This is a genomic window from Pseudarthrobacter sp. MOO14, from assembly GCF_058267675.1.
Map to the genome: position 1 here is coordinate 2,991,733 of NZ_CM177849.1, position 24,454 is coordinate 3,016,186.

Consider the following 24,454-nt stretch of genomic DNA (forward strand, 5'->3'; position numbering starts at 1 on the left):
CATGACGCCGGTGCAGGGCGCCCAGGTGGTGACGCGGATTGCCGGGCTGCTGCGGCTGGTAGGTCGAAGCGCGGAGGGCATGCCGCTGGCCGGGCTGGTGCGCGAATCAGGACTCACCCGCCCCACGGTCCACCGACTCCTTTCCTCCCTTGCCGCTGAAGGCCTGCTGGACCACGATCCCACCACCGGCAACTGGGTGCTCGGCCCGGAGGTGCTGCTCATGGGGTCCGTGGCCGCGGCACGCTTTCCGATGGAGGACATTGCCCGCCCCAGCCTTCGACGACTTGCCGAGGCCACGGGAGAGAGCGCCTTCTTTTCGATCCGGCGCGGCGCTGAGACGGTCTGCCTGCTGCGCGAGGAAGGAAGTTTCCCCGTGCGTTCCTTCGTCCTGCACGAGGGCGTGCGGTTCCCGCTGGGTGTTGCGTCGGCCGGCACGGCCATCCTGGCCTTCCTGCCGGAAAGCGAGCAGGAGGAACTGCTGGACCGGTGGACTGACCACGCGGGGGCATTCGCGGCAAACCACACCGCCGCCTTGGTCCGGAAAAACCTTGCCCGCACACGGCTGGCCGGCTACTCGGTAAACCCCGGGCTGGTCCTGGAGGGAAGCTGGGGGATGGGTGCGGCGGTGTTCGACCGATCCGGCAAGCCGGCCTGGGCTTTGTCGTTGACCGGCATCGAGCCGCGCTTCAAACCCGAACGGCAGGAGGAACTTGGTGGCCTGCTGATGGCGGAGGCGCACCGGATTACGCAGCAGCTGGGCGGCGCGGACAGGCGGCGTACCCGCTAGAGTCCGGCGCGGGGCTCCTCCGGGCCCTGGTCCTTCCACCAGGTGTCAAAGATGGTCACCGGAACCGTGCGCTTGTGCCGGGTGCGGAGGAACTTCTGTTCGATCGATTCGGCCACTGTTTCCGGAACGTCGCGGCCTTCGAGGTAGTCGTCGATCTGGTCGTAGCTGATGCCGAGTTCGTCTTCGTCAGTACGGCCAGGACGGTCATCGAGGAGGTCGGCGGTGGGCACCTTCTCCCAGATGCGGGCCGGCGCTCCCAGTTCGGCCAACAGGGCCCTGTTCTGCCGCTTGTTGAGGCCGAACAGGGGCAGGATGTCCGCGCCGCCGTCGCCGTACTTGGTGAAGAAGCCGGTCACGGATTCGGCGCCGTGGTCTGTGCCGATCACCAGGTAGTTGAATTCCCCAGCCAGTGCGTACTGGGCGATCATGCGGGTGCGGGCCTTCGTGTTGCCCTTGTGGAAATCGGAAATCTCCGAGCCCACCGTTTTTTCGAACTCGTCCTCGAAACCGTCAACCGCTGCGGAGATGTTGAAGGTCCACTCGGTCTTGGCCTTGATGAAGTCCAGGGCTGCCTGCGCGTCATCCTCATCATGCTGCACGCCGTACGGCAGCCGTACAGCCACGAAGTTCGCTTCCACGCCCTCGGCCTGGAGTTCCTCCACCGCCAGCTGCGCAAGGCGCCCGGCCAAGGAGGAATCCAGCCCGCCGGAAATGCCCAGGACGAAGCCCTTGGTATGCGTTGCCTTCAGGTATTCCTTCAGGAATGTGACGCGCTTGCGCACCTCCCCTGCGGGGTCGATCCGGGGCAGAACGCCCATTTCTTCAATGATCTTGGCCTGGAGTTCGCGCATGTGGTCCAGCCTAGCCAGCGCTGTCAACAACCCTCAACTGTTCCGGACGCGCGGCGCCCGGCGTAGCGTAACTGCATGGAACGGACGGGGTGTGCAGTGGTAGGCGGTGGCCCGGCGGGAATGATGCTCGGCCTGTTGCTGGCCAGGGCCGGGGTGGACGTGGTTGTCCTGGAAAAACACGGCGACTTCCTGCGGGATTTCCGCGGCGACACGGTGCATGCTTCCACGATCCGGCTGATGGACGAGCTGGGCCTTGGCCCCGGATTCCGTGCCCTGCCGCAGAGCCGCCTGCAAAATGTGGCATTCCCGGTGCCGGGCGCCGGCCTGGTTACCCTGGCTGACTTCGACTCCTTGAAACCCCCGTACAACTATGTGGCCATGATGCCGCAGTGGGACTTCCTGGATTTCCTTGCATCCGCCGCCAAGGCTGAACCGAGATTCACCCTCCTGATGGAATGCGAAGCCACGGGATTGGAGTTCGACGACGGCGGACGCGTCACCGCGGTGCGCTACCGGTCCGCCGGCGATACCGCGGCCGGCGGGGAGCAGGTGCTTCACGCCGACGTAGTGGTGGCGGCTGATGGCCGGCAGTCGGTGCTGCGCCGGGCCGCGGGGTTGTCCCCGAAGGAGTATCCGGTGCCGTTTGATGTGTGGTGGTTCAAACTTCCGCGCCGGACGCCAGGAAGGACTGGGGCGGCCGGGGTGGTCCCGGCCATAGGTGACCGGGAAGCGATGATTGCACTGAACCGCACTGACTACTACCAGATGGGCTACCTCGCCCCGAAGGGCGCGGACGCCAGGATCCGGGCCGAAGGTGTGGAGCGGTTCCGCCGACGGGTGGCCGCACTCCGACCCGACCTGGCGGACACCGTCGGTTCGATCAGCAGTGTGGAAGACCTGCACTGGCTCGATGTCAGGCTGAACCGCCTGCGCCGGTGGTATGCCGGCGGTTTCCTCTGCATCGGGGATGCCGCGCATGCCATGTCCCCGGCCGGGGGCGTAGGAATCAACCTGGCCATCCAGGACGCGGTGGCAGCGGCGAAGCGGCTGGCGCCGGACCTGCGCCGCGGACAGGTGCGCACCGCCACCCTTGCTGCGGTCCAGCGCCGCCGCTGGATGCCCACCGTGGTGGTGCAAACCGTGCAGCGGATCATGCACCGGGCCGTGTTCGTTCCGTTGTTCGCCGGGAAATTTCCTTCAGCCGATGCAGCCGGAAACACGTCCAGGCTCCGCCAGGCGCTGCTGTTCGCTATCAGGCACAACCCGGTCTTGAGGCGGATCCTGCCCCGGGTCATCGCTTTCGGTCCGCTTCCGGAGCACGCGCCAGGCTTTGCCCGCCCGCTCACCCACTAAACTGGAGCCCATGACTTCGCCCACTCACGCTGCGCCTGACGCTGCCGCTGCCCGCGCCCGACTGCTCGAACTGATCAAGGAACTCGCGGTTGTCCGCGGCAAGGTGATCCTTTCCAGCGGGGCCGAGGCCGACTACTACATCGACCTGCGCAGGATCACCCTGCACCACGAAGCCTCCAAGCTGGTGGGCCAGGTGATGTTGGCCCTGGCTGACGACGCCGGGATCGACTTTGAGTGCGCAGGCGGGCTCACTATGGGCGCAGACCCGGTCGGTACCGCGGTGATGCACGCCGCGGTTGACGCAGGCCGGTCCGTTGACGCTTTCGTGGTCCGCAAAGCCCAGAAGTCTTACGGCATGGGCCGCCAGGTGGAGGGCCCGTCCGTCGAAGGTCGGAAGGTGCTGGTCCTGGAGGATACGTCCACCACCGGAGGGTCGGCGCTGACGGCAGTGGAAGGCGTGCGGAAGGCTGGGGGGAACGTAGTGGCCGTTGCCGTGATCGTTGACCGCGACACCGGCGCCAAGGAGAAGATCGAGGCTGAAACGGGTGTTCCCTACCTGTTCGCGTTTGGCAAGGACGAGCTTGGCCTTGCCTAGTACCTGGTAAGGGCGGCCGCAGGGCGCTGCCCTGGACGTCCGGCCGGCTCCGGCAGCCGCTGCTCCGCCCTGGTGTTGGATCCAAAGTGGTGGCCCTGCCCGAAATAGTGGCGGAACGTATAGAACAGCGGTTGCCATGCGCCGACGTCCACATGTCGTGCGTCGAGGGCAAGGTCCTCCCTGACGTGGACTTTGCGCACCCGGACGTGCATGGCCTCCATATCCGTGTCCAGGGCCAGACTGTTTTCCAGCGTTGCCTCAATGTGGACGGGGCATTCGGCGATCCGGAGCGGCGAAACTTCCATGCTCGGAAGGCTCGTCCAGCCGGTAAGGGCCCATTTGTCGGGTACGTACCGGTACAGCCGCTTCTTCTGGGGCGGTACCGGGTCCATTCCAGTAGTCATGGCAATCTGCTCTATTTTCCCGGCCAGGCGCGCCTCCGGAAGGTTGAGTACAACTTCGCGGCTCCGCATCAAATTCGCGTGGCCCTGGTTGGCGGTGCCGAGCCCCAGGACGTAGTGGTCCCCCAGGGACCATGCAGAGGATATGGGTGTGATGTTCGTGCTGCCATCGGGGTTCGCGGTGGTCAAAAGGACAACGAGGGAGCCAAAGTAGTGGGCGCCCGGGGTGATGGCGGTGAACATGCCCCAATAGTCGCCCCTCAACAGTTTGGTGCCGGTCAAACCATCTCCGTGGAACTATTGGAGCATGGCACCACTCTGGGCAGATGACTTGGCTTTGACGGCACGGGCCATGGCTGAGGAGTCGAGGGCCAGGATGCTGATCTCCCTCATGGACGCGCGGGCATGGACCGCGGCGGAACTGGCGGAGAGCGCCGGCATCACCCGCGGGACCGCCACGGTGCACCTTAACAAACTCACTGACGCGGGGTTGGTCGAGGACGTCCGCCAGGGGCGGCACAGGTATGTGAGGCTGAAGAACCGGAACGTGGCCGACGCGGTGGAGGCGCTGGTCCGGCTGAGCCCGCATGCAGAACCCGTGGTGCCCCGGTCCTTCCGGGCTCAGAAACATAACCATGAACTGCAACAGGGCCGGACCTGTTACCGCCACCTGGCCGGGGCCCTCGGAGTTGCAGTGACCCGGACCTGGCTGGACAAAGGGCTCCTCTCATCCGACTGGACGGTTACTGGCAACGGCCGGACCTGGGCCCGCGACGTTGGGATGCCGTTACCGGAGAACCCCACCCGTGCGCTGGCACGGCCATGCCTGGACTGGACCGAACGGGTAGACCACGCGGCCGGACTTTTTGCCGAACTGTTCGCAGCAGGCGCGCTGGACCGGGGCTGGTTGATCCGTGGCTCACACCCGCGCTCCGTCCGACTGACCGCCTTCGGCTCCGAAGAATTGCGTCGGTTCGGACTGGGGTCCGCACTTGGTCAGGGCCAGCGGGTGACCTAATATTTGCCTTATCACCCTTCAGTTGCTTGGAGACCCTACACTTGCCCACCCAAGAACAACCTTTGAGCGCTACCGACAAGGTCCAGAACCTGATTCTGGACAGCGCTGACTTTGAGGACTTCCTCAACGAGCTTGCGCGGTTTTCCGCGCACCAGATGGCAGGCGACGGCGACGACGCCCTGTGCGGAATCACACTGCTCCGTGACCGGAAGGCAGCCACGATCGGCTGGAGCAGTGACTCGGCCCGGGAAGTGGATGAAATCCAGTACTCCCTGTCCCAAGGGCCGTGCCTTACCGCGGCAAAGGACGAACGTGAGGTCTATGTTCCGGACCTTTTCGAGGAGGACCGGTGGGGGCCGGACTACGCCAACGCTGTTGCGTCCCACGGGCTGCGTTCGGTGCTTTCCCTGCCCTTCAACCTGCAGGGCGAGGCCAAGGCTGCCTTGAACCTCTATTCCGACGTCCCGCACAAGTTCGATGGCGGGGCGGCTGCCCGTGCGCGGGACTTCACCAGGGAGATTTCGCAGGCACTGCGCCTCGCGGTCAGGTTCTCACTGCATGCGGACAGCGCCTCAAATCTCCGCGCCACCCTGGAATCGCGGACCATCATCGACATCGCCATTGGCATTGTCATGGCGCAAAACCGCTGCAGCCAGGCGGCCGCCGTCGAAATCCTCACGGAGGCGTCCAGCAACAGCAACACCAAGTTGCGCGACATCGCCAGGTCGCTGGTGGATTCCGTCGGCGGGGCAGGCGCGCACACCCACTACCAGGAGCCGGGAAGCGTCAGGCCGGGCCAGAGCGCCTGAGGGACGGCTTGTGCGGGGCTCCCGCTGGAGGTTACGCTTGCGGAGGTTGAGCCGTCGGCCATAGAACCTCTTTTGGAGTACCTATGGACCGCGCGCTTGACGCACTAGTTGACCTCGATGTCTCAGCTGACATCGTCCGGATTGAAGTCCGGGGAACCCTTCGCCACGACACCCGTGCGGAACTCGTCCACATCATTCGACGCGTCCGGCGGATGGGCCTGCGTTGCCGCATTTGTGTTGATCTTTCGCAGGCTGCCCTCATCGAATCATCGGCGCTCGCCGGGTTGCGCGCCGACCTGAACGCCATGGACACCAACTCCCTGCCGGGCCTTCCCTCCGCCGGGGTGACCCTCCAGCTTGTCACCGCCAGTTACGACCGCAATGCCGACGGCCCGTCGACCACCCAACCGCTCCTCATGGACGACGATGTCACGGAGTTGTTCACCGGCGGCGGTGATTTTGCCGAGGGACTCCCTCAGTTGCCGGTGATTTTCTTCGAAGTACTCTACGGCCGCCCGCTGACGGAGTACTCGGACGAAGAACTGCTCCACGCCAGCGATTCCGTCTTCGCCCTGCTGGATAACCCGCAGGCGTTCGACGGCGCGGACCTGCTGGGCCGCTACAACGACATCGGCCTGGAAATCGCCCGCCGGCAGCAAAAACCCCAGGCTCCGTTCCCCGCCACGGAGGGCCAGGCGGCCAGCTGACCGCCGCGTCGCGGAATGGTTACATACCGGTCCTTGCGGCGTTTACTTCAGGTGTGCTTACGGTAGGGGTGTGCCGTATGAGGGGGAGACAGGTCCGCAACACCGGCGCGGGGTCCCCCAGGCCCGGCTGCTGGCGGAGGCGGCTGCCCTTAAGCGCTTTTCCCGCCGGACGTTCCTCGCCGGTGCCGGGGCCTCCGGGTTGCTCGCTGCGGACATGCTGCTGACCCGTGAAGTGCAATCGCAGCGCCAAACCACAAAGATCCTGCCTGTTGCGGATGATTTCGCCGATGCCTACTACCCGGACGCCTGCTGGTTCCTCTTCCCCGGGTACAAAACCAGCTGGGAAGAGGCCCAGTGGATCCTCAACACCCTCCGCGGCTCGCTGAACAAGCGCGCCCGGCTCGCCGCCGTCGGGTATTCCAACCTGGGCCTGGATGTCACTGACGTGGTCCGCGCGATCTCCGAGTACGTCGCGGTGGAGAAAATCACCAAACTGTTCTTCTACGGGCACAGCTTCGGCGGCATGCTGGCCACCCAGGTGGCCGCCCGGCTCCTTGCCGTGGCAGGCATCCAGGTGCAGTTCATCCTGCTGGACTCAAGCCCCTACAGTGCGCATGACGTCCTGGACCAGAGCTGGTTCGACGGCGTGGTGTTCCTGTACGAGCGCGGCTTCAGGTTCCCGTCCACCCTCCGCGGCGGCTACGAACTTGGAGAGCGGATCATCCACAAGGACGAACGGAGCTGGCGCCAGATCCTGGACCAGACGCTCGAACAACTTTCGCCGATCGCCCCCTCCAGTGTGCTCATCCAGACCGAGTCGGCGTACATCTACCACTTCGAGGGCAGCCAGTTCGCGGGCCAGCTTGGAACGGCCAAGATGGCCTATGTCGGCAACCCGAAGGACCAGACCGTCGACTACGAAACGGCCTCGGAGACCTGGGCCGTGGCGTTCAAGGACAACATGGTCTCCAGCGGCCTGCAAACCATCGGGGCCGCGCCGGCCCACGCCAGCCCCGGCTGGAACCCGCAAATCTACCGGCCCCTCCTGACGGAGCTGCTGGATGAATACTTCCCCTTGCCCCGGGGCGGCTCCCGGGTGAGTATCTTCTAGATCTGGTTCTTCAGGTCCGCCACGGAGTTCAGCACCTGGTTGGGCCGGAACGGGTAGGCCGCAATATCGTCCTTGTGCGTGATGCCGCTGAGCACCAGCACCGTGTGCAGGCCCGCCTCCATGCCGGCGATGATGTCCGTGTCCATCCGGTCACCGATCATGGCGGTGGTTTCGGAGTGCGCGTCGATCTGGTTCATGGCAGAACGGAACATCATGGGGTTCGGCTTGCCCACAATGTACGGCTCGCGGCCGGTGGCCTTGGTGATCAGGGCGGCAATGGCGCCGGTAGCGGGCATGGGGCCGTCCTTGGACGGGCCGGTGGCATCCGGGTTGGTGGCGATGAACCGCGCCCCGCCCAGGATCAGCCGGATGGCCATGGTGATGGCCTCGAAGGAGTACGTCCGCGTCTCGCCGAGCACTACGAAGTCCGGATCCTGGTCGGTGAGGATGAAGCCCGCCTCGTGCAGCGCCGTCGTCAGACCCGCCTCGCCGATGGTGTAGGCGCGGTTTCCGGATTCCGAGCCGCGCACCTGGTCCTTCAGGAACTGGGCCGTGGCCAGCGCCGAGGTCCAGATGTTTTCCTCCGGGATCTCCAAACCGGAGGAGCGCAGGCGGGCAGCGAGGTCGCGCGGGGTGAAGATCGAATTGTTGGTCAGCACCAGGAACCGCTTGGACGTATCCACCCAGCGCTGGATCAGCTCGGCAGCGCCCGGAATCGGCTGGTTCTCGTGGACCAGGACGCCGTCCATGTCCGTCAGCCAGCATTCAATTTCCTGGCCGCTGCGGTAAACCGCGGGGTTTCCTGCTGCCTGGACTTCTTCTGCCACGTCTACCTCCACCGGTGATGAATGCTCCAGTGGTCCAGTCTAGTGTTGAAGGGTGAATCAAACGCCCGGGATGACCGACGAACCCAACCACGAGCCCGGGGACGCCGAACCCGCCAAGGCCGAGGTCGGCGTCGGGCCCTGGGAAGGCGAATGGCCGGAAGGCGACCACTGGGACCCTGACCTCCTGGCGGACGGGGACCGGCGCAACGTGCTGGACAAGTACCGCTACTGGAAACACGAGGCGATTGTTGCGGAGCTGGACTCGCGGCGGCACAACTTCCACGTGGCCATCGAAAACTGGCAGCACGACCTCAACATCGGCACGGTGGTGCGCACCGCCAACGCCTTCCTCGCCAAAGAGGTCCACATCATCGGCCGACGGCGGTGGAACCGGCGCGGTGCCATGGTCACCGACCGCTACCAGCACGTACGCCACCACCCCACCGTGGCGGAGTTCGTCCAGTGGGCGAACGGGGAGGGGCTCGCCATCATCGGGATCGACATCTTCCCGGACTCCGTCCCGCTGGAGACCTACGAGCTGCCCCGGGACTGCGTGCTGGTGTTCGGACAGGAAGGCCCGGGCCTGACGCCGGAGGTCCACGAGGCAGCCGTCGCCACCCTGTCCATCGAGCAGTTTGGCTCCACCCGGTCCATTAACGCCGCCTCCGCAGCCGCCATCGCCATGCACGCCTGGGTCCGCAGGCACGTCTTCGGCCAGCAGGTCTGAGTATTACCAACCCATGACCCGAAACACCCGGCCTGCCCGGGAATGGCTAGGATGGTGCCTAGCCGTAAGCGGTCTACTTGAGGGTCATCCACCCACAGACGAAACTCAGCAGAGGAGTCAGCATGCCCATTGCAACCCCAGAGATCTACGCCGAGATGATCGACCGCGCGAAGGCGGGCGGATTCGCCTTCCCCGCCGTCAACGTCACGTCCTCGCAGACGCTGAACGCGGCACTGCGAGGCTTCGCGGAGGCGGAGTCCGACGGCATCGTGCAGGTCTCCACCGGCGGCGCCGCCTACTGGTCCGGCGCGTCCACCAAGGACATGGTTGCCGGCTCCCTGGGTTTCGCAGCCTTCGCCCGCGAAGTTGCCAAGAACTACAACGTCAACATCGCCCTGCACACGGACCACTGCCCCAAGGACAAGCTGGACGGCTTTGTCCTGCCGCTGCTTGAGGCTTCCGAGGCCGAGGTCAAGGCCGGCCGCAACCCGCTCTTCAACTCCCACATGTGGGACGGCTCCGCCGAAACCCTGCAGGAAAACCTGCGCATTGCCCGCGACCTGCTCCAGCGCACGGCTGCCGCCAAGATGATCCTCGAGGTGGAGATCGGCACGGTCGGCGGCGAGGAAGACGGCGTCGAAAACGCCATCAATGACAAGCTTTACACCACGGTCGAGGACGCCCTGGCCACCATCGACGCCCTGGGCGCCGGCGAAAACGGCCGCTACATCACCGCACTGACCTTCGGCAACGTCCACGGCGTGTACAAGCCCGGCGGCGTCAAGCTGCGCCCGGAGATCCTCAAGGACATCCAGGCCCAGGTGGGCGCGAAGATCGGCAAGGACAACCCGTTCGACCTCGTGTTCCACGGCGGCTCCGGATCCTCGGACCAGGAAATCGCCGACGCCGTCTCCTACGGCGTGATCAAGATGAACATCGACACCGACACCCAGTACGCCTACACCCGCCCGGTGGCCGACCACATGTTCAAGAACTACGACGGCGTCCTGAAGGTCGATGGCGAAGTAGGCAACAAGAAGACCTACGACCCCCGCGTCTGGGGCGCTTCCGCCGAAGCCGGCCTGGCGGCCCGCGTGGTGGAAGCCACCAAGCAGCTCGGTTCGGCCGGAAAGACGTTCTAGATGTCGGATGAGTTCCGCAAGAACCTGATGGGACCTGAGCCCACGCTCCTGCCTGCCGAGACCGAGGTCAATGCGCAGCTGGAAGCCGGGCACGAGGCCCTGGACCTGGTGGAAAAGCACCCCACGTCTTCACTGTTGTGGGCGATCCTGGCTGAGGAAGCGTGGACCGAGGGCCGGACCATCGACTCCTACGCGTACGCCCGGGTGGGCTACCACCGCGGACTGGACGCGCTGCGCCGCAACGGCTGGCGCGGCGTCGGGCCCATCCCGTGGGAGCACGAGCCAAACCGCGGGTTCCTCCGTGCGCTCTACTCGCTGGGCAGGGCTTCGTCGGCGATTGGGGAAGCGGACGAGCCGGAGCGGATCGAGAAGTTCCTGAACGACTCCGATCCCGCGGCGAAGGCAGCCATCGAGGGCTAGATACGAATAATTACGACGACGGCAGGTCACCTTCCCAGCGAAGGTGACCTGCCGTCGTCGGTGGTTGAGCCGCGTCGAAACCCTAGGCGTGGTGGGCGATGCCGGTGCGTGCCATGGCATCGGCGTACGCCGTGTGCATGTCCGCGAGGAACTCCTCCTGGCGGGCCGGAGAACCTGCGAAGGCGCGGCCACTCAGGGAGCGGACCTTGTAGGTCTTGAGGCCGCGGCGCCACAGCAGCGGGACTTCGGTCTTCAGCAGCAGGTTGGCCAGGCGGTTTGCCTCCGTGCCGTGCGCCACGATCACGGAGGCGCGGGGGACCAGGGCGAGGAACTTCAGCAGCGGCTTCAAACCTGCCTGCACCTGGTCCGGGGTGAATTTTCCGTTGGCCTCCCCCGGGACGTGCCACGGGTGGACGTTCCAGGGCATCACGAATTCCGGGCGCAGGCCCAGCTTCCACTGGATGCCCAGCATGCGGGTCGCGGCGTCCTGGTCACCGGCAGTGATGAAACCGGACTGGTCCATCTCGCCAATATTGGAGTACAGGCTGATGATGCGGCATTCCTCAACATCGTGCATGGGGTCCACGTAGGGCACCACGGTTCCGGGCTTCGCTTCCTGCAGGGAATCGCACAGCTCGTTGACAGCGGCAACGCTGGGCTCGTAACGGCGGCTCATGAGCTGTTCGTGGAATGTTTCGGGGGCCAGTGCGGTCATGAAGGGCTGGTTCTCCTGCGGGGATTGATGTTGCGTCCACCGCCGAAAATGGGCGCACGGTGGCGCAGCTCATCAACGGTGGTTAGTTGGGGTGGGCCGATTCCGGGTCGGCCTTTGCCAGTTTACCAAGCCCGGGGAAACGAAACGCCGGTCCAGCGCACCTGATTCATGGCGCAGTGGACCGGCGGTCATTCCCGGAAGGGGCGGATGACTACCAGAGGCGCTTGGTGGCGCGGCGGGCGCCCTCGCCAAGAGCCTCCAGCTTGGCGAAGGCGATCTGCGGATGCACCCGGCCGCCCAGGCCGCAGTCGGTGGACGCGATGACGTTCTCGCGTCCCACCAGCTTGGCGAAGCGGACAATCCGGTCCGCCACCAGGTCCGGGTGCTCCACCACATTGGTGGCGTGGGAGACGACGCCGGGGATGATGACTTTGCCCTCAGGAAGGGTGGTGTCCTCCCAGACACGCCATTCGTGCTCGTGGCGGACATTGGCCGCCTCGAAGGAGTACGCGCCGGCGTTGACCTGCAGCACTGAGCCGATGATGTCGGCGAATGGGATGTCCGTAGTGTGCGGACCATGCCAGGAGCCCCAGCAAACGTGCAGCCGGACCTGTTCCTGCGGAAGGTCCCGCAAGGCCCAGTTGGTGGCCTCGACGCGCAGCTGAATGAACTTCAGGTAGTCCTCCAGGGACGGCTCCGGGTTGATCTGGTCCCAGCTCTCGGCCAGGGACGGATCGTCGAGCTGGACCGTCAGGCCGGCGTCGATGATGGCTTTGTATTCCTCGCGCATCGCATCGGCGCAGGCGTAGACGAGCTCCTCATCGTTCTTGTAGTACTCATTGGCGACGCGGGCGCAGGAACCGGGGGAGAGGGACGCCACGAATCCTTCGCTGAGGCCTGCCGCGGCGAGCCCGGTCTTCAGGTTCTTGATGTCCGAGGCCACCAGGTCATGGCCGGTATATGTCAGGGGCCCGGCGATCTTGGGTTGGGACACGCTCTTCCGGTGCGCCAAGATCCCGGAGGAGGGATCGCTGTACGCCTCATTGAACGCCTGCCGGTCCCGCCGGTCGGGGAAGGACGTCAGGACAACGTTTCCGGGGGACGACCGCCGGACTTCGGCTTCAGCCCACCGGTCCACGGTGGTCGGCTCCAGGCCGCCGAGCCGGGCGAAGGAGTAGTTCCACCAGGCCCCGTAGTCCACGGAGTTGGACATCGTATGCCCGTACTCGCCGTCGTTGGGGATATCGATGCCCAGGTCCTTCTGGCGCTGGACCACGCCCACAACGGAGTCTTCCAGGAGCTCCAGGAACGCCGGGGTGATCCCGTCGGATTCCTTTGCGGTGTTGGCTGCGATGAGTTCATCGGTGCGAGGCAGGGACCCGGCGTGGGTGGCGCGAATATGGTCGGTGTTGAGGGGCAAGCTGGAATCTTCCTTCCATCGGTCCTGGCAGTAGCACCTCGGCCGGCAGCTTTCCTGCCGGACCGTGGTTGCTGCGGCGTCATTGAGCCAGGTCTCTCAGCCGCTCCGGATGGTCCACTCTTACCTAAATCCATGAACCGCCTGTGGGCAAATGCGGTTCAGAATACGGCGGATCGGTGTTGGGCGGTGGCGCTCCCCGGCAATAGCCCAACCCGTTCCCAGGTTTTGTCCAGTCTATTGACAGCTTTCGTCAAGCTTGGTTGGCTGTCTGTCACGGGCCGTAATGGGGAACATGGCGGCTGAACGCACCCGATGCACTCGAAAGAGGTAACGCACTGTGACGAAATCTTTGAGGACCCTTGCCGTATCCGGCGCGCTGGCGCTGGCCATCTTCGCCGGGTCCGCCCCGATGGCCCACGCAGTTGGCGAAGGCCCCAACTACGGCGGCAACGGCCAGATCACCACCAGCAAGCTGGCTACGTACAGTCAGATGGTCTCCTTCCTGAAGGACCAGGACGCCAAGCAACCGGCCATGGAGCTGGAAGTGATCGGCCAGACGGTCAAGGGCCGCGATATCCACCTGGTCAAATACATCTCTGACCCGGCCAAGCCCACCATCCTCTACCTGACCCAGCAGCATGGCAACGAACAGCTCACCACCGAGGGCGCCATGGAGTTCATCAAGCACCTGGGCACGGGCAAGTCGTCCGGCATCCTGGACGGCGTCAATATCCTGATCGTGCCCATGCTCAATGCCGATGGCGCCATGGGGGACGTGAATTTTTCCTTGGACGACTACCTCGCCAAAGGCGACCGCCACCTGACGCGTTACAACGCGGAGGGCGTGGACCTGAACCGGGACCACGTGGCCAAGGTCCAGCCGGAGACCCAGGCCCTGCACAGCAACGTGATGCGCAAGTACCGCGTCGATTACATGATCGACCTGCACCACCAGGGCACCCGCGCTGAACGCGACGGCAAGCTGGTGTCCGGGTCAATCCTGTACCCCACCACCCCGAACGCCGATCCCGCCGTCGTCGAGAAATCCAAGCGGCTTGGTGCCGTGGTTTTCAACAACGTGGACTCCACCGGCTGGGGCCACCTGGGCAAATACCAGGGCGGCAGTGCGGAGACCATCAGCCGCAACGGCATATCCGTGGAATACGGCATTGCCACCCTGCTTTTCGAGATGCGCGGCATGTCGGACCACTACTTGGACGGCTACGCGCTGGGGCAGCGGAGCAACGGCTACCTGATCAAGCAGACGGTCACCACCCTGACCTCCACCGCCGCGGCGATCGCGGACGGTTCCATTGCCGACGCCGACACCTCCTTCTGGGACACTCTCGCCGTACAGACGTCCCGGCCGGCCGGGGAAGCCGAGGACGAGTAAGGGACCAGGCCCGCCGCAGTCCCTTGCGGGGCCGCGGCGGGCCCATCGAGTGGACAAAGTGCCTGATCCGCTAAACTTGGGTGGTAAGAGCCCCGGAACTCTTGCATCGCTGAGCCGCCCCGCGGTCCGGCGACGGCCGGTCTGTTCGGGGCATTCTCATGAACGGCGCTGCGCAGGTCCGCTCCCCGCGGCCGGACCCGGGCAGCCCGAACGAATGGGGGAGGATCCCATGCCAGCAATTGTGATCGTAGGAGCCCAGTGGGGCGACGAAGGAAAAGGCAAGGCCACCGACCTTCTGGGCGGCCGTGTTGACTACGTCGTCAAGCCCAACGGCGGGAACAACGCCGGGCACACCGTCGTCGTAGGCGGTGAAAAGTACGAACTCAAACTGCTGCCCGCAGGCATTCTCAGCCCCAACGCGGTGCCCATCATCGGCAATGGCTGCGTGGTGAACCTCGAAGCCCTTTTCCAGGAGATCGACGGACTCCAGGCCCGCGGCGCCGATACCTCGCGGCTCCGCGTGTCCGCCAACGCCCACCTGGTGGCCCCCTACCACCAGGTGCTGGACAAGGTGACCGAACGTTTCCTCGGCAGCCGCGCCATCGGAACCACCGGCCGCGGCATTGGCCCCGCCTACATGGACAAGGTGGCCAGGCTGGGCATCCGTGTCCAGGACGTCTTCGACGAATCCATCCTCCGCCAGAAGGTGGAAGGCTCGCTGCGCCAGAAGAACGAGCTCCTGGTCAAGGTCTACAACCGCCGCAGCGTTGTGGTGGACGAGATCGTTGATTACTTCCTGTCCTTTGCCGACCGCCTCCGCCCGCTGGTCATCGACAGCACCCTGGTCCTTAACACCGCCCTGGACGAGGGCAAGGTGGTCCTGATGGAGGGCGGCCAGGCCACGTTCCTCGACGTCGACCACGGCACCTACCCATTCGTGACCTCCTCAAACCCCACCGCCGGCGGCGCGTCCGTGGGCTCGGGCATCGGCCCTACCCGGATCTCCCGCTCGATCGGCATCATCAAGGCTTACACCACCCGCGTTGGGGCCGGACCGTTCCCCACCGAGCTCTTCGACGAGATGGGGATGTACCTGCAGAAGACCGGCGGTGAGTTCGGCGTCAATACCGGCCGCCCGCGCCGCTGCGGCTGGTACGACGCCGTCCTGGCCCGCCACGCCTCCCGCGTGAACGGCTTCACGGACTACTTCGTCACCAAACTTGACGTGCTCACCGGCATCGAGCAGATCCCTGTGTGCGTGGCCTACGACGTGGACGGCGTCCGCCACGATGAGATGCCCATGACGCAGACCGAGTTCCACCACGCCAAGCCCATCTTCGAATACTTCGACGGCTGGACCGAGGACATCACCGGCGCCCGCACCCTCGCGGACCTCCCGGAAAACGCCAGGAACTACGTGCTGGCGCTGGAGAAGCTGTCCGGCACGCGGTTCTCCGCAATTGGCGTTGGCCCGGACCGGGACCAGACCATCGTGGTGAACGACCTCATCAACGACTGACACGTCCCTCCGGAACACGGTAGACGACGGCGGCGGGCCACCCATTGCGGGTGGGCCGCCGCCGGCGTTTGGGGGCGTGGGCAGTAATTTACACAGGCTTAACGCAGTTGGTCTTGTACCCCTGCAGCCGCCGCGGCCAGACTCGTTAACACCATTTGAACTGATCAGCGGACGGTCCCACTATGCGTTTGGCGGTGCAGGGATGCACCCAGCGAAGAGCCGTCGCCGGTCGAAAACACCAGACCGGAAGGACATGCCGTGGCAGGAAACATTGAAGTCTTTCTTGATCCGGAGCTGCTCTACAGGTTCCGGCTGCTGGGGCCCGATGGGTCGGTCATGGCCGTCTCGCAAGGTTTCGAGGACAAGGCGGCGGTAGCTGCCGGTATCGCGGCCGTTCGTGAATGTGCGGGGACGGGCCTGGTCACCGATCTCAGCCCCGCCGGGGCAGTCTCCCGTCCCGCCGCTGTACCCGCTGCCGCCGGCGTCGCCGCTCCTGGCGATCTGCCCGTCGTCGTACCGGCGTGTGATGACCGGCGGCTGCCGGTGAGGCTGCACGCCTATGCATTGGCGAAAACAACGCGCAGGCAGGCCGCGCCGCGTTGGGCCAGCGCAGCTACCCGTTGAGGGCGGGATGAATAAAGTCAAAAAAACTTTCACAAGGGCGTAACCCGTCGGGGGTCCGCAGCGATTACCCCTGTGAAGTGCCGGTCTGGAACCTGTCCCCCATCACGTTCCAGGCCGGCTCTTTTGATCTCTTGGCAAGGCCGCACGCGGGCGGAGTCCCGTGGCGCTCACCGGTCGGGAAGGTTACTGAAGGGTAAAGTAGGACCAGCGTTCCGGATTCCCGTGAGACGCTTCCCTTGCCGACGCCCTTTTGATTGAAAGCACCACGTCAGTGACCGATGCACAGACAGATGCGGCCCCGGACCACGCCGTCCCCGGGCCTGCTGCCTTCAGCCTCGTCTACAAAACGTACGCATCACAAGTCCTGGGCTATCTTGCCGCCCGGGGAGTCGACGATCCGGAGGCGGCCATGCAGGAAGTGTTCCTTTCCGTCCTGCCCCGCCTCGACACCGTGCGGGGAGGCGAAGCGGGGCTGCGGACCTTCATCTTCAGCGTTGCCCATGCCCGGATGGTGGACGATCTCCGGCGCCAAAGCCGTCACCCGGTAAAGCTGCCGTTCGAGCCCGAGCTCGACCAGCGCGAAGACACCTCCGCCGAAAAGGAAGCCCTGCGCAACATCTCGCCCGGCGAAGTCCTGGAACTCTTGTCCGGGCTGCCCCAAGACCAGCGCGAAGCGCTCTCACTTCGCCTCGTGGCCGGCCTGACCGTGGAACAGGCGGCGGAGGCCATGGACAAGAGCCCCGGGTCCGTGAAGCAGCTCCAGCGTCGTGCGCTGCTGAAACTCCGGGAGCTGGCGTCAGTGAAGGAGTACCTCGCGCCATGACACAACCATCAGGCAACCTCGTGTCCCTTGTCGACGACATGCTCCGGGACGCCGGCTGCGGCGATGACCCGGAACTTCGCGACGTCCTGCTTTCGCTCGGTTCGCTGGCTTCGCTGCCCGCTCCGGCACCCAGTGCGGAGCTTGCCGCCTTGCTGGCACCAGCCGCCGGCACGCCGGTGGCGGGAGGCGCCTTGGAAGACCCTCCTGCCGGGGAGCAGCCCGCCGATGACCTCGCGCGCCGTCGGCGGCGCCACCGCCCGACCGCCCTGGGCCTGGTCCTGGTGGCCGGAATGGGATTGGGGGTTGGCGGGGTTGCCGCCAGCTCCTCCGCACCCGGAAGTGAAACAGTGCAGCACGTGCTGGCTGACTGGACTCCACCGTGGGGCGCGCCGTCCACCACCAATGCTTCGGCCGCAGGAGGCGGCTACCGGTCCCCGGTCCCCGCCGCCGATGGGGAAGTCCCGGGCACGGTTTCGTCACCTTCACCCGCCGCGGCCGCACCCGGCAGAAGCCACGCGACCCGCCTTTTGGAGGACGCTGCCGGAGCGACGGGCCGTGGGGCCGTGCGAAGCTGCGGCGGAGCTTCCACGCACGACGACGGCGGCAGGCCGGTAGCCTGCGTGCCGGCCCGGCTGGGGGCTGCTTTTCCCGCCGCGCCGGGAGGCGGGACGGACGGGAACGGCCGCGGCAGGGACGACGGCGGCGCACCACCGGCGGCAGGCGCCACGCCTCCGGGGACGCCGGCAGCAGGCAAGCCGGACGCGCCCACGGCGAAGGCAACGGCAGTGGGCCAGGACGGCCCCGGTGCAGCCACGCCCAAGTCGGCTGACGCGCCGGGACCTGTGGGCCAGTCGCCAGGCCAGGGCGGCGGCAGGAAGGCTGAATCCCCGGCGAAGTAGTCAGCGGGCGCAGCCGGTGCCTGGCATCAACGGCTCCGGAGAGTGCGGCGTAGGCTGATCGCATGGGCCACACCAACGATCCCGCAGTCATTGAACGCCTCATGCGCACCAAAGGGCGGTGGGCCATCGTGGGCCTGACCACCAATGAGTGGCGCGCCGCCTACGATACGTCGCTGTTCATCCGGGACAAGCTCGGCATGGAAATCATCCCCGTCAACCTGCCCGGCGAACCTGTCCATGGCGAGACCGGGTACCGCACCCTCGCTGACATTCCGGCGGAAAAGCGGCCTATCGACGTCGTGGACTGCTTCGTGAACTCGCAGCGGGTGGGTGACGTGGTGGACCAGGCCATCGCCACCGGCGCCAAAGCCGTATGGCTGCAGCTGGGGGTGATCGACGAAGCCGCCGCGGAACGCGCCAAGGCGGCGGGCCTGGACGTGGTGATGAACGCCTGCCCGGCCCAATTGGCCTGGAAGTACAACCTCTAGCGCTTCATCAGCTCCGGATAGTGCCGCTCGGTGACGTCCGGATGGGCGCGCATGCGTCCTTTGAGCATGTTCATGCCAAAGGACGCCAACAGGGGGTTGGCGGGATCATCAGTGATGCCCCGTGCCGCGGCCTTCAGCTCCGGAGCCAGGGGGACCGGCTGGATCACCGCGTCCAGCCGGGGCGACCAGAAGAACGGTACCGAGTAGCGGTCGACGCCAGGAGGCGGCGCCTGGACCCGGTGGATGGTGGCCGCAAGGTACCCCTCGGTGGCTACCTCCAGCATCTCGCCCAGGTTCACCACCAGGGCCCCCGGCAGCGGTTCCACCGGCAGCCAGCGGCTGGTACCAGGGGGCAGCACTTCAAGGCCGCCCACATTGTCCTGCAGTAACAGGGTTACGAAGCCGTAGTCGGCATGCGAGCCCACGCCCTGGTCGCCGGCGGCTTCCACCACACCGCCCACGTAGTGCACCAGCTTGCCCATCCAGGCGGGGGCATCGCGGAATGGTTCGTCGAAGTAGCCTTCGGGAAGTTGCAGCGAAACGGCAATGGCCCTGAGCAGTTCCATGCCCACACCGGACATCAGCGCGGCCCACTCCATGGCGGCCGGCCGGAGTTCGGGGAACCCCTCTCCGGGCCAGAGATTGGGGCCCTGTAAAAGCCAGTACGGTTGGTCTGCCGGAACCTCCGGAACCGGCTCGCGGTCCGGCGAATAATCGATCTGTTCCCGGGCGTCCGCGCGCCCCTGGGTGACTTCGGTACCCATCCGCGTGTAGCCGCGGAAGTGCGGTGACAAACGGTTGTCCAGCTTCATCCGTTCGTCCAGCGGCAGGTTGAAGAAACGCCGGATGATGTCCAGAAGCTGTTCGGCCTGCCCTGGCCTGCCCCCGTATCCCGTGATTTGGAAGAACCCGACATTGTGGGTGGCGTGCCGCAGTTGTTCGATGAATTCCGGGCTGAAAGAGCCGTCCGCCTGCCGTGCGGAATGCAGGTCCAGAACAGGTATGGGGCCCTGGTCGAGTGACATGCTCGCAGACTAGCACCGCGCAGTCCGGCTTTATAGGCTTCCTTCATGGACCCAACTGAGCTGAGGATGATCTGCCTTTCGTTCCCGGGAGCATATGAGGATTTTCCGTTCGGACCGGACACCTCAGTCTTCAAGGTCCGTGCCCATATCGCCGGGGGCGCCCGGCACGAGGCCAAGTTGTTCGCCGTGTCCACCATGGACGAGCGCGACTTTTCGGTGAGCCTGAAGTGTGAACCGGCGCTGGCGGTACAGTTGCGCGCAGTGCACCCGGAGATTACCGGTGCGTGGCATATGAACAAGACCCATTGGAACGGGGTGCGCCTTGATGGCAACCTGCCGGCAGCGATGATCCGGGACATGGTGGAGGATTCCTATGACCTGGTGGTGGCCGGCCTGAGCCGGAAGCAGCAGGAGCAACTGGGGTGGGCGCGCCTCGAAAGGGCCGGAAGCGATGATTGAAGAGGGGCACCCCGGGGGTGGCCTGAACTACCCCGGCGCAGGAAGCACTGAAGCCGGCACGGCTCCGGCCGGGTATGGCCGCGTCCTCAAGGAGGCTTACCTTGGCTCCGGGACCACAGTGTACCGGCACGTCGCGGACGGCATCCTGGGCTGGGAGCTGCAGCGGCGGGCCGGGCTGCGGGTCCGTGCGGGGTCACCGAGGGCGGCGCCCGGCGTTCGCGTGGTGAGCGGATTCGGCGTCGGACCCTTCCGCCTGAATGCGCCGTGCCAGGTGGTGTGGGTCCACGAACCTTCGGACCTGGACGGGCCGCAATCGGCCGGCTTTGGCTACGGTACCCTTCCCGGCCATCCCGCCCGTGGCGAAGAGTCCTTCGAAGTGGAGCTTGATGGGGAGGGTAAGGTGTGGCTTCGGATCCGCGCCTTCAGCAAGCCCGCCAACTGGTTCTACGCCGCCGGCGGACCAGTCACCCGCGCCGCACAGCGGCACGTTACTTCCCGGTACATTGAAGGGGCACGCTCTCTCGCCGCGGAAGGAACATCCCAGTGATCTTTATCGTCGTCAAGTTCAAGGTCAAGCCCGAATGGTCTGAACGCTGGCCGGACCTCGTTGCGGACTTCACCCAGGCCACCCGGCAGGAACCGGGCAACCTGTGGTTCGACTGGTCCCGCAGCTTGGAGGACCCCAACGAATACGTCCTGGTGGAAGCCTTCAAGGACGACGCTGCCGGCGACCACGTCAACAGTGACCACTTCAAGAAGGCCATGGCGGACATGCCGCAAGCCCTTGTGGAAACACCGAAAATCGTCAGCCGCCAGTTCGACGGCGAAGGCTGGGACCTGATGGGTGAACTCACCATCTGACCCTCGATAGCATGAACCCATGTGGATCGGTTGGATCGAGTTCGACATACTGCTGGGGCCGGTCCACAGCCTCAAGGAGAAGCGCTCGGTTGTCAGGCCGCTGCTGGCGGAACTGAGACGCCGGTTCGATGTCTCGGTGGCTGAGGTGGGGGACCACAGCCAGTACCGGCGCACACAGCTGGGCGTCGGCTTGGTTTCTGCTGACCGGGCGCACCTCGTGGAGGTGCTTGCCGCCGTCGAGCGCTTCGTGGCAGCCCTGCCGGAGATTGAGCTGCTCAGCGCCCGCCAGCGGGAGCTCCACAGCGAGGACTGAACCGGTCCTTAAATGCGGACGGACACCCAAAGCCCTCTCTATGGGCTTGAGTGTCCGTCCGCGTTCTGTGGGGCCTAGCCGAAGTACTTCGGCAGTGTCCCTTCGTGGGCTTCGCGGAGGGCGTCGAGGGACAGCCCCTCTACGCCGTTGATCTCCAACTTGCCGCTGGCCGCATCCACCACGCCGATGCGGGTGTGGGCAAAGCCGCGGGCGGTGCACATGTCCGTGAAGCGGACCTCCTCGGAACGGGGAACGCCTACCACGGCACGGCCCTGCGACTCGGAGAAGAGCGCCGTGAACAGGTCCACGCCGTCGCGGTCCATGACGTCCTGCAGCGCGATCCGGGCGCCAACGCCGTAACGCAGCGAGGACTCCACCAGGGCAGCCGCGAGGCCTCCTTCGGAGAGGTCGTGCGCGGAGTCGATCATGCCGTCGCGGGACGCGTTGATCAGGATTTCACCCAATGCGCGTTCGGCCTCGAGGTCCACCTTCGGCGGCTGGCCGCCCAGGTGGCCGCGCATGTTCGCCCACTCGGAACCATCCAGCTCGGCGCCCGTGGTGCCCAGCAGGTAGATGGCCTGGCCGTCCTCGCGCCAGCCCGACGGCGTGCGGCGGGCGACGTCGTCGAGCTTGCCCAGGACCGCCACCACGGGGGAGGGGTGGATGGGCGTGGTGCCCGTCTGGTTGTAGAGCGAGACGTTGCCGCCGGTGACCGGGATTCCCAGCACCATGCAGGCGTCGGACAGGCCGCGGATGGCCTCGGCGAGCTGCCACATGACGTCCGGGTCCTCGGGGGAGCCGAAGTTCAGGCAGTCGCTGACGGCCATGGGGATGGCGCCGGCAGTGGCCACGTTGCGGTAGGCCTCCGCCAGGGCCAGCTGCGCGCCGTGGTACGGATCGAGGTAGGTGTAGCGGCCGTTGGCGTCGGTGGCCAGGGCAACGCCCAGTCCGGTTTCCTCATCCACGCGGACCACGCCGGCGTCGTCGGGGAACGCCATGGAGGTGTTGCCGCCTACGTAGCGGTCGTACTGGTTGGTGATCCAGGACTTGGAGCACATGTTCGGGGACGCCACCAGTTCGGTGACGGCCGCGGCCAGCTCAGCGGGGGCAGCGGGCCGGCCGGCGTCCTGCACGGAACCGGTGAAGGTGTCCGCCTGGACGGCGTCCTGCCACTCGGGACGGGCGAACGGGCGGTCGTAGACCGGGCCGTCATGCGCCACGGTGCGGGGATCGACGTCGACAATCACCTCGCCTTCCCAGGTGATGATCAGGCGGCCGGTATCGGTCACCTCGCCCAGCCAGGAATACTCAACAGCCCACTTGTCCATCACGGCCTCGAACGCTTCCACGTTTTCGGGGGTGACCACGGCCATCATGCGTTCCTGCGATTCGGACATCAGGATCTCGCCAGGGGTCAGCGTGGGGTCGCGGAGCAGGACGGAGGTCAGCTCAACCTGCATGCCGCCGTCACCGTTGGAGGCGAGCTCCGACGTGGCGCAGGAGATGCCTGCGGCGCCGAGGTCCTGGATGCCTTCCACCAGGGAACCCTTGAAGAGCTCCAGGCAGCACTCGATGAGCACCTTCTCCGCGAAGGGGTCGCCCACCTGCACGGCGGGGCGCTTGGAGGGCTTGGTGTCATCAAAGGACTCGGAGGCCAGCACGGAGGCGCCGCCGATGCCGTCGCCGCCGGTGCGGGCACCGAAAAGGACCACCTTGTTGCCTTTGCCGGAGGCGTTGGCCAGCCGGATGTCCTCGTGCCGCATGACGCCCACTGCCAGGGCGTTGACCAGCGGGTTGCCCTGGTAGACGGAGTCGAACACCATCTCGCCGCCGATGTTCGGCAGGCCCAGGGAGTTGCCGTACCCGCCGATGCCCGCAACTGCGCCGTGCATGACGCGGGCGGTGTCCGGGTGGTCGATGGCGCCGAAACGCAGCGGGTCCATAACGGCAACCGGGCGGGCGCCCATGGAAATGATGTCGCGGACAATGCCGCCGATGCCGGTCGCGGCGCCTTGGTAGGGCTCAACGAACGACGGCGAGTTGTGCGATTCGATCTTGAAGGTTACGGCCCAGCCGTCCCCCAGGTTGGTCACGCCGGCGTTTTCGCCGATGCCCACCAGCATGTCCTGCTTCATTTCCTCGGTGACCTTCTGGCCGAACTGGCGCAGGTGGTTCTTGGAGGACTTGTAGGAGCAGTGCTCGCTCCACATGACGGAGTACATGGCCAGTTCGGCGCCGGTGGGGCGGCGGCCCAGGACCTTGACGATCTCGTCGAATTCGTTCCGCTTCAGGCCAAGTTCAGCCCAGGGCAGCTCGGTATCCGGGGTCTTGGCTGCGTTCTCGACGGTGTCGATGTTGAACTTCTTGGTGGTTTCGGTGGTCACTTGTCGCCTCCCACAATCTTGTTCAGTACGGAGGTGAAGAAGCCGAGGCCGTCGGTGTCGGAACCGCCGGCGCCCGTCTCACGGGAGAACGCAGCCTCGGGGCCGAAGCCCGGCTCAACGGCGTGCTCCGGGTGCGGCATGAGGCCCACCACGTTGCCTGCGGCGTTGGAGATGCCGGCGATGTCGCGGCGGGAGCCGTTCGGGTTGAAGCCGACGTAGCGGAACACCACGCGGCCCTCGGCCTCAAGGGCGTCCAGGGTCTTCTCGTCCGCGATGTACTGGCCGTCCTGGTTCTTCAGCGGGATGGTGATCTCCTGGCCCGCCTGGTAGTCCAGCGTCCACGCGGTGTTGGCGTTCTCGACGCGCAGCACCTGGTCGCGGCAGAGGAACTTCAGGTGGTCGTTCTTGATCATGGAACCGGGCAGCAGGTGCGACTCGGTGAGAATTTGGAAGCCGTTGCAGATGCCCAGCACGGGGAGCTTGGCATCGCTGTTCGCGGCGTCGATGATCTTTGACATCAGCGGGGCGAAACGGGCGATCGCGCCGGCGCGCAGGTAATCGCCGTAGGAGAATCCGCCGGGGATGACCACGGCGTCCACGTCGCCAAGTTCCGTGTCGCCGTGCCAGAGTTCGACGGCGGTGGCACCGGCCAGGCGGACGGCGCGGGCGGCGTCGCGGTCGTCAAGGGTCCCGGGGAAAGTCACGACGCCGATCCGGGCGCCGGCGAGGCGCGGCTCTGCGGCGACGGCCACGGCCTCGCCGATCAGGGGAAGTTCAGTCATT

The 24,454-nt window shown here is 65.8% G+C and carries 28 protein-coding genes and 1 riboswitch; of the genes, 20 read left to right on the plus strand and 8 right to left on the minus strand.

The genetic code is table 11. The annotated features are described in order from the left end of the window. Position 1: 1 nt before the first annotated feature. On the plus strand, positions 2-787 hold the full coding sequence (locus AC4EEV_RS14035) for an IclR family transcriptional regulator (protein WP_043424350.1): 786 nt from the start codon (positions 2-4) through the stop codon (positions 785-787). Here the strand turns inward: AC4EEV_RS14035 and nadE are convergent. Next, positions 784-1,638, minus strand: a complete 855-nt coding sequence (gene nadE / locus AC4EEV_RS14040) for an NAD(+) synthase (protein WP_018763118.1) — start codon at positions 1,636-1,638, stop codon at positions 784-786. The genes AC4EEV_RS14035 and nadE overlap by 4 nt on opposite strands. 75 nt (positions 1,639-1,713) lie before the next feature. Here nadE and AC4EEV_RS14045 point away from each other — a divergent pair, with 75 nt between their 5' ends. Continuing rightward, on the plus strand, positions 1,714-2,991 hold the full coding sequence (locus tag AC4EEV_RS14045; RefSeq protein WP_491329234.1) for an FAD-dependent oxidoreductase: 1,278 nt from the start codon (positions 1,714-1,716) through the stop codon (positions 2,989-2,991). 10 nt (positions 2,992-3,001) lie between these two features. Further along, positions 3,002-3,586: an orotate phosphoribosyltransferase gene (pyrE, locus tag AC4EEV_RS14050; RefSeq protein ID WP_018763120.1), complete on the plus strand. Its 585-nt coding sequence runs from the start codon at positions 3,002-3,004 to the stop codon at positions 3,584-3,586. Here the strand turns inward: pyrE and AC4EEV_RS14055 are convergent. Further along, positions 3,583-4,269 (minus strand): flavin reductase family protein, encoded by a 687-nt coding sequence (locus AC4EEV_RS14055; RefSeq protein WP_491329235.1) that lies wholly within the window; start codon positions 4,267-4,269, stop codon positions 3,583-3,585. The genes pyrE and AC4EEV_RS14055 overlap by 4 nt on opposite strands. Before the next feature lie 25 nt (positions 4,270-4,294). On the opposite strand from AC4EEV_RS14055, the gene AC4EEV_RS14060 reads away from it, so the two are divergent. The 4 genes from AC4EEV_RS14060 to AC4EEV_RS14075 all read left to right on the plus strand — a co-directional run bounded on the left by AC4EEV_RS14060 (position 4,295) and on the right by AC4EEV_RS14075 (position 7,632). Next, the gene (locus AC4EEV_RS14060) at positions 4,295-5,005 is read left to right on the plus strand and encodes an ArsR/SmtB family transcription factor (RefSeq protein ID WP_109045855.1); all 711 of its coding nucleotides are present in this window, start codon (positions 4,295-4,297) and stop codon (positions 5,003-5,005) included. A 62-nt stretch (positions 5,006-5,067) separates the two neighbouring features. Continuing rightward, complete coding sequence (locus tag AC4EEV_RS14065) at positions 5,068-5,814, plus strand: GAF and ANTAR domain-containing protein (RefSeq protein ID WP_018763123.1); 747 nt, start codon at positions 5,068-5,070, stop codon at positions 5,812-5,814. 83 nt (positions 5,815-5,897) lie between these two features. Next, entirely contained in the window at positions 5,898-6,521 is a 624-nt protein-coding gene (locus AC4EEV_RS14070; RefSeq protein WP_018763124.1) for a hypothetical protein, read from the plus strand. Between the two features lie 70 nt (positions 6,522-6,591). Beyond that, on the plus strand, positions 6,592-7,632 hold the full coding sequence (locus AC4EEV_RS14075) for an alpha/beta fold hydrolase (protein ID WP_109045856.1): 1,041 nt from the start codon (positions 6,592-6,594) through the stop codon (positions 7,630-7,632). Here AC4EEV_RS14075 and AC4EEV_RS14080 read toward each other — a convergent pair. Continuing rightward, positions 7,629-8,471, minus strand: coding sequence for an HAD-IIA family hydrolase (locus AC4EEV_RS14080; protein ID WP_018763126.1), 843 nt, complete (start codon positions 8,469-8,471; stop codon positions 7,629-7,631). The genes AC4EEV_RS14075 and AC4EEV_RS14080 overlap by 4 nt on opposite strands. Positions 8,472-8,529: 58 nt before the next feature. On the opposite strand from AC4EEV_RS14080, the gene AC4EEV_RS14085 reads away from it, so the two are divergent. From AC4EEV_RS14085 to AC4EEV_RS14095, 3 genes are all read left to right on the plus strand, one after another. After that, entirely contained in the window at positions 8,530-9,186 is a 657-nt protein-coding gene (locus AC4EEV_RS14085) for a TrmH family RNA methyltransferase (RefSeq protein WP_491330891.1), read from the plus strand. A 122-nt stretch (positions 9,187-9,308) separates the two neighbouring features. Next, complete coding sequence (gene fbaA / locus AC4EEV_RS14090; RefSeq protein ID WP_109045859.1) at positions 9,309-10,328, plus strand: class II fructose-bisphosphate aldolase; 1,020 nt, start codon at positions 9,309-9,311, stop codon at positions 10,326-10,328. Further along, positions 10,329-10,748, plus strand: a complete 420-nt coding sequence (locus AC4EEV_RS14095) for a DUF3151 domain-containing protein (RefSeq protein WP_018763129.1) — start codon at positions 10,329-10,331, stop codon at positions 10,746-10,748. Positions 10,749-10,830: 82 nt separating this feature from the next. On the opposite strand, the gene AC4EEV_RS14100 is transcribed toward AC4EEV_RS14095, so the two are convergent. Both AC4EEV_RS14100 and AC4EEV_RS14105 read right to left on the minus strand, forming a co-directional pair. After that, positions 10,831-11,463, minus strand: a complete 633-nt coding sequence (locus AC4EEV_RS14100) for a uracil-DNA glycosylase family protein (protein WP_133831134.1) — start codon at positions 11,461-11,463, stop codon at positions 10,831-10,833. A 211-nt stretch (positions 11,464-11,674) separates the two neighbouring features. Then, the gene (locus AC4EEV_RS14105) at positions 11,675-12,883 is read right to left on the minus strand and encodes a cobalamin-independent methionine synthase II family protein (protein ID WP_491329236.1); all 1,209 of its coding nucleotides are present in this window, start codon (positions 12,881-12,883) and stop codon (positions 11,675-11,677) included. 12 nt (positions 12,884-12,895) lie between these two features. Then, a riboswitch (SAM riboswitch) is annotated at positions 12,896-12,999 on the minus strand. A 221-nt stretch (positions 13,000-13,220) separates the two neighbouring features. On the opposite strand from AC4EEV_RS14105, the gene AC4EEV_RS14110 reads away from it, so the two are divergent. From AC4EEV_RS14110 to AC4EEV_RS14135, 6 genes are all read left to right on the plus strand, one after another. Beyond that, positions 13,221-14,276, plus strand: coding sequence for a M14 family zinc carboxypeptidase (locus AC4EEV_RS14110; RefSeq protein ID WP_491329237.1), 1,056 nt, complete (start codon positions 13,221-13,223; stop codon positions 14,274-14,276). A gap of 229 nt (positions 14,277-14,505) precedes the next feature. Next, the gene (locus AC4EEV_RS14115) at positions 14,506-15,795 is read left to right on the plus strand and encodes an adenylosuccinate synthase (protein WP_109045861.1); all 1,290 of its coding nucleotides are present in this window, start codon (positions 14,506-14,508) and stop codon (positions 15,793-15,795) included. Positions 15,796-16,053: 258 nt separating this feature from the next. Continuing rightward, a complete protein-coding gene (locus AC4EEV_RS14120) occupies positions 16,054-16,419 on the plus strand; it encodes a DUF1508 domain-containing protein (RefSeq protein WP_018763138.1) in 366 nt (121 codons plus the stop codon). 271 nt (positions 16,420-16,690) lie between these two features. Further along, the gene (locus AC4EEV_RS14125; RefSeq protein ID WP_491329238.1) at positions 16,691-17,242 is read left to right on the plus strand and encodes an RNA polymerase sigma factor; all 552 of its coding nucleotides are present in this window, start codon (positions 16,691-16,693) and stop codon (positions 17,240-17,242) included. Then, positions 17,239-18,141, plus strand: coding sequence for a hypothetical protein (locus AC4EEV_RS14130; protein ID WP_491329239.1), 903 nt, complete (start codon positions 17,239-17,241; stop codon positions 18,139-18,141). Before AC4EEV_RS14125 ends, AC4EEV_RS14130 begins: the two co-directional genes overlap by 4 nt. Before the next feature lie 62 nt (positions 18,142-18,203). Continuing rightward, entirely contained in the window at positions 18,204-18,629 is a 426-nt protein-coding gene (locus AC4EEV_RS14135; RefSeq protein ID WP_285247308.1) for a CoA-binding protein, read from the plus strand. On the opposite strand, the gene AC4EEV_RS14140 is transcribed toward AC4EEV_RS14135, so the two are convergent. Next, positions 18,626-19,654 (minus strand): isopenicillin N synthase family dioxygenase, encoded by a 1,029-nt coding sequence (locus AC4EEV_RS14140; protein ID WP_491329240.1) that lies wholly within the window; start codon positions 19,652-19,654, stop codon positions 18,626-18,628. The genes AC4EEV_RS14135 and AC4EEV_RS14140 overlap by 4 nt on opposite strands. 45 nt (positions 19,655-19,699) lie before the next feature. Between AC4EEV_RS14140 and AC4EEV_RS14145 the strand changes: the two genes are divergently transcribed. The 4 genes from AC4EEV_RS14145 to AC4EEV_RS14160 are packed head-to-tail and all read left to right on the plus strand — an operon-like array spanning position 19,700 to position 21,287. After that, complete coding sequence (locus tag AC4EEV_RS14145; RefSeq protein ID WP_491329241.1) at positions 19,700-20,113, plus strand: MmcQ/YjbR family DNA-binding protein; 414 nt, start codon at positions 19,700-19,702, stop codon at positions 20,111-20,113. Next, positions 20,106-20,660 carry a DUF1990 domain-containing protein gene (locus AC4EEV_RS14150; protein ID WP_285320438.1) on the plus strand — a complete coding sequence of 185 codons (555 nt, stop codon included), beginning with the start codon at positions 20,106-20,108 and terminating at the stop codon, positions 20,658-20,660. Before AC4EEV_RS14145 ends, AC4EEV_RS14150 begins: the two co-directional genes overlap by 8 nt. Further along, positions 20,657-20,974 (plus strand): putative quinol monooxygenase, encoded by a 318-nt coding sequence (locus AC4EEV_RS14155; protein WP_018763145.1) that lies wholly within the window; start codon positions 20,657-20,659, stop codon positions 20,972-20,974. Before AC4EEV_RS14150 ends, AC4EEV_RS14155 begins: the two co-directional genes overlap by 4 nt. 19 nt (positions 20,975-20,993) lie before the next feature. Beyond that, positions 20,994-21,287: a DUF503 domain-containing protein gene (locus AC4EEV_RS14160; RefSeq protein ID WP_018763146.1), complete on the plus strand. Its 294-nt coding sequence runs from the start codon at positions 20,994-20,996 to the stop codon at positions 21,285-21,287. 74 nt (positions 21,288-21,361) lie between these two features. Here the strand turns inward: AC4EEV_RS14160 and purL are convergent, their stop codons facing one another. Beyond that, positions 21,362-23,671, minus strand: a complete 2,310-nt coding sequence (gene purL, locus AC4EEV_RS14165) for a phosphoribosylformylglycinamidine synthase subunit PurL (protein WP_491329242.1) — start codon at positions 23,669-23,671, stop codon at positions 21,362-21,364. After that, positions 23,668-24,453, minus strand: coding sequence for a phosphoribosylformylglycinamidine synthase subunit PurQ (gene purQ / locus AC4EEV_RS14170; RefSeq protein WP_018763148.1), 786 nt, complete (start codon positions 24,451-24,453; stop codon positions 23,668-23,670). The genes purL and purQ overlap by 4 nt, the downstream gene beginning before the upstream one ends. Position 24,454: the final 1 nt, after the last annotated feature.

Bases quoted from the DNA above. Each gene is read 5' to 3' on its own strand.
- AC4EEV_RS14035 (WP_043424350.1), top strand. From the start codon at position 2: ATGACGCCGGTGCAGGGCGCCCAGGTGGTGACGCGGATTGCCGGGCTG.
- nadE (WP_018763118.1), bottom strand. From the start codon at position 1,638: ATGCGCGAACTCCAGGCCAAGATCATTGAAGAAATGGGCGTTCTGCCC.
- AC4EEV_RS14045 (WP_491329234.1), top strand. From the start codon at position 1,714: ATGGAACGGACGGGGTGTGCAGTGGTAGGCGGTGGCCCGGCGGGAATG.
- pyrE (WP_018763120.1), top strand. From the start codon at position 3,002: ATGACTTCGCCCACTCACGCTGCGCCTGACGCTGCCGCTGCCCGCGCC.
- AC4EEV_RS14060 (WP_109045855.1), top strand. From the start codon at position 4,295: ATGGCACCACTCTGGGCAGATGACTTGGCTTTGACGGCACGGGCCATG.
- AC4EEV_RS14070 (WP_018763124.1), top strand. From the start codon at position 5,898: ATGGACCGCGCGCTTGACGCACTAGTTGACCTCGATGTCTCAGCTGAC.
- AC4EEV_RS14085 (WP_491330891.1), top strand. From the start codon at position 8,530: ATGACCGACGAACCCAACCACGAGCCCGGGGACGCCGAACCCGCCAAG.
- fbaA (WP_109045859.1), top strand. From the start codon at position 9,309: ATGCCCATTGCAACCCCAGAGATCTACGCCGAGATGATCGACCGCGCG.
- AC4EEV_RS14095 (WP_018763129.1), top strand. From the start codon at position 10,329: ATGTCGGATGAGTTCCGCAAGAACCTGATGGGACCTGAGCCCACGCTC.
- AC4EEV_RS14100 (WP_133831134.1), bottom strand. From the start codon at position 11,463: ATGACCGCACTGGCCCCCGAAACATTCCACGAACAGCTCATGAGCCGC.
- AC4EEV_RS14115 (WP_109045861.1), top strand. From the start codon at position 14,506: ATGCCAGCAATTGTGATCGTAGGAGCCCAGTGGGGCGACGAAGGAAAA.
- AC4EEV_RS14130 (WP_491329239.1), top strand. From the start codon at position 17,239: ATGACACAACCATCAGGCAACCTCGTGTCCCTTGTCGACGACATGCTC.
- AC4EEV_RS14135 (WP_285247308.1), top strand. From the start codon at position 18,204: ATGGGCCACACCAACGATCCCGCAGTCATTGAACGCCTCATGCGCACC.
- AC4EEV_RS14140 (WP_491329240.1), bottom strand. From the start codon at position 19,654: ATGTCACTCGACCAGGGCCCCATACCTGTTCTGGACCTGCATTCCGCA.
- AC4EEV_RS14145 (WP_491329241.1), top strand. From the start codon at position 19,700: ATGGACCCAACTGAGCTGAGGATGATCTGCCTTTCGTTCCCGGGAGCA.
- AC4EEV_RS14150 (WP_285320438.1), top strand. From the start codon at position 20,106: ATGATTGAAGAGGGGCACCCCGGGGGTGGCCTGAACTACCCCGGCGCA.
- AC4EEV_RS14160 (WP_018763146.1), top strand. From the start codon at position 20,994: ATGTGGATCGGTTGGATCGAGTTCGACATACTGCTGGGGCCGGTCCAC.
- purQ (WP_018763148.1), bottom strand. From the start codon at position 24,453: ATGACTGAACTTCCCCTGATCGGCGAGGCCGTGGCCGTCGCCGCAGAG.